We start from the raw sequence: 1,919 nt of genomic DNA on the forward strand, positions 1-1,919 counted from the left end.
TCGCCGTCCAGCAGTGGGGCCGCCCCCCGTGCCCGAGCCTGGGCCCCCGGGTCAGCCACGGCCGCCGGGTCGGGGTCGAGGTGCTCCCCATCGCGCAGGTCGAGCCCCCAGCGCTCGTTAACCTCGGCCTCGCAGCGGCGGGCCGCCATGGCCGCGTCGGGGTCCATGTCGGCGAAGCGCGTGGCGATGCCGTAGACGTAGGCGGCCTCGGCGGCGGTGGCGGCCTTCCAGAAGCGGGCGTCCATGGCCCGGCCCCATACGGGGGCGGCCAGGCGCCTTTGGGCCTCGATCTGGCTGGCGATGGCGGCGCGGCGGGCCTGGGAGGCCCGCTGGGCCGCCATCAGGCGCTGCTGGCGCGCCTCGGCCAGGCGCCGGGCCATCTGCGCGACCACGCGCATAAGCATGGTTACTTGAGCCGTGGTCTGGTTCAAAGGCTCATCCATAATCTTCTTACCTCCTGGTGGGCTGGTGGCGGTTGAGCGCCTGGGCGCTCAGGTCGTCGGGCTGTTCCCAGTAGGGGACCATGCGGGCCAGCACGGGCGTGCACCCGGAGGCCAATACCCAGGCGCGCCCGGCGGGAAGGGAGGCCAGGTCGGTCTCGGAGGCGATGGGCCGGGCCTGGGACGCGGTGGACACCGAGCGCGAGCGCCCCTGGCCGCGGGAGTGCGAGACCTGCACCGAGTCGCGCCACTCGGTGCCGATGACCTGGCTCAACGACTTCAGGAACGCCTCGTCGCGCGAGCCCCCACCGTAGGCGGCCACGTTGGCTGCTGACCACAGGGCCTTGGCGCCGTGCTCGCCCCAGGCCGTGATCATCTGCGACCAGGACTGCACGATGGTGTCCACCAGGATCCCGCGCGACCCGAAATGGCTGTACAGGGCGGGCAGGTCGGCCCAGCGGCACACGTTGGCGGCCTCGTCGAGCTCGATAAGCATCGGGGCCGCCAAGCGCCCGCCGGGCTGGGCCTTGGCGTGGTCGAGAGCGGCGCGCACCACCGCGACCGTCAGAGCGGTCACGATCGGCGCGGTAGAACCCTCGCCCTCCTGGGACAGGCAGTAAAGGGTGCCACGTCCGCGCACGAAGTCGGCGGGGTGGAACTGGGGCAGGAGGGCATGGGGGGTGATCCAAGCCATGGCGCGTTCGTTGGTGATGAACTTGACCATCACGGCCGCCCCGCCATAGACGCCCGAGCGGGTCTCGTGGACCAGCGTCATCAGCCCGTCCAGAGTGGTAGCCATGGTGGTCTCGCCAGCAGCGCGCAACAGGTTCAGGGGCTCGTCGTTGTCCGGGGCGCTGATCCACTTGTGGATCTCGGCCAGGGGGCGGCCCCCCTTGGCCGCGGCCAGCAGCAGGGCGGCCAGGAGGTTCTGGGAGGCGGAGTCGAAGAACTCGTTGCGCTGGGCGGTGGCATCGCGGGTGGCGTCGACCAGGACACGGGTGAGCATCTCAGCGCTGGTGGCGTCCACCACGGTCTCCAAGGGATCCCACCAGAACGCCTGGGGCTCATCGGCGATGCCCTGGGGGTCGAAGACGAACACCTGCCCGACCCGGGCACGCAGGTCCCTGGTGATGTCGACGATATCGCGCTTGTTGGACGTGGCCACCACGGCGCCGGCGGCCCGCTGGATGCGCGGCACCACCCAGCAGGTCGTCTTGCCGGTGCGGGGCCCAGCGATCAGGAGGCACACGTCCTCCATTCCGGACACCAGCCATCGGCCCCAGCCCGCCACGGCGCGCCCGATCGGCAGGCTCGTCCAGCCCTCGGCCACGCCCAGCCGGGCGGCCTTGGCGGCCGCCGCCTTGGGTGACAGGGCCTGCGTGTCAGCGGCCCGACCCGTCAGACGCGCCGCCCGGTCGCCGCGCGCGCCCCGCCCGGGGCGGCCCCCGGCGCGCCGGCCCATCACCGCGCCCACCAGCG

General features: G+C 72.6%; 2 protein-coding genes. Both read right to left on the reverse strand.

The window, feature by feature from the left end:
- A partial coding sequence (locus GVV75_RS10025) for a hypothetical protein (protein ID WP_159626831.1) occupies positions 1 to 392 on the reverse strand: 392 nt, incomplete at its 3' end.
- Between the two features lie 58 nt (positions 393 to 450).
- Positions 451 to 1,919: type IV secretory system conjugative DNA transfer family protein (locus GVV75_RS10030; protein WP_159718804.1), on the reverse strand; the 1,469-nt coding region annotated here is incomplete at its 5' end.

Source organism: Actinomyces sp. zg328 (assembly GCF_009829635.1).
GTDB classification, from domain to species: domain Bacteria; phylum Actinomycetota; class Actinomycetes; order Actinomycetales; family Actinomycetaceae; genus Actinomyces; species Actinomyces marmotae.